General features: G+C 42.4%; 1 protein-coding gene and 1 pseudogene. Both read right to left on the reverse strand.

Annotated features, from left to right (window positions below; genetic code table 11):
- A partial coding sequence (locus J3U16_RS11955; protein WP_267343199.1) for a hypothetical protein occupies nt 1-729 on the reverse strand: 729 nt, incomplete at its 3' end.
- Nucleotides 693-936: pseudogene (locus J3U16_RS11960) on the reverse strand (hypothetical protein); the annotation flags it as partial. The pseudogene J3U16_RS11960 and the gene J3U16_RS11955, both read right to left, overlap by 37 nt.

Consider the following 936-nt stretch of genomic DNA (forward strand, 5'->3'; position numbering starts at 1 on the left):
AAAGTACAGTTTGTTAGCACCAGTTGTAGGAAAGTTTCTACCGTAAAGTGACGGGTCTGTTTCTTGAGTGAGAAAACCCTTAGCTGGGTCCCACATTGAAGCTGGGCCAGCATAATCAATAGATGGGGAATTAGGATGATCACCACGCTTAGCATACCTTAAGTCAGGCCTAGCAAAACAAACCACCGGCGTAGCCTTAGGATTGACGTAATAAGTCACATTACTAGCACTGAAAGTACTACGATTAGGAAATCCGTAACGAGTAGATAATGTACCGTCAGTACTAGATAACTTAATCCTATAAGGTGCGTTACAAATTGTTAGCACGGAATTACGTGATACCGTCTGACCGCTTTTATCGACGATAGATAAACTTAAAGAACCTGTAGCACTAACACCAGAATCTCCATCATCATCCCCCCAATAATTATTAGGTGGACCGATAAGAGTACTCAAAGCGACTGAAGTAGTATCAGTAGGAACGAACATACGAATATCAGCAAAACTCTGACCCGCAACCGTCAAGACGATTGGTGCCGAAGAAGATGAAGTATTGGTTGAAGGTGTATATTTAGTTCCGTCAGATAGCGTAATCCCAAGCAGACCGTTAGTATCAACTGCACGTGTACGACCACCGTCGAAAGTCAAATACGGTGCACTACCCTGTATCTGATTTGCTGTTGTCTGTGATGTCAATGCGTGACCAGAAAAAGGAAGGAAAAAGACCACGAAAGAAACAATCTGCCGGGATAATTTGGGAAAATCGAAGGATCGAAAACTGGATCCGGAAAAGGATCGCGAAAAGGATCTGAAAATGGATCCGAAAAACGATCGGAAAAAAGATCGAAAAGAGGATCGCGGAAGCGATCGCGCGAAAATTCGCAGAATTTCACTTGATTGCGTGGAAAAATAAGTTTTAGTGAAAAATTTAAGTTG

Source organism: Gilliamella sp. B3023 (assembly GCF_026536845.1).
In the GTDB taxonomy this organism is placed as follows: Bacteria; Pseudomonadota; Gammaproteobacteria; order Enterobacterales; family Orbaceae; genus Gilliamella; species Gilliamella apicola_E.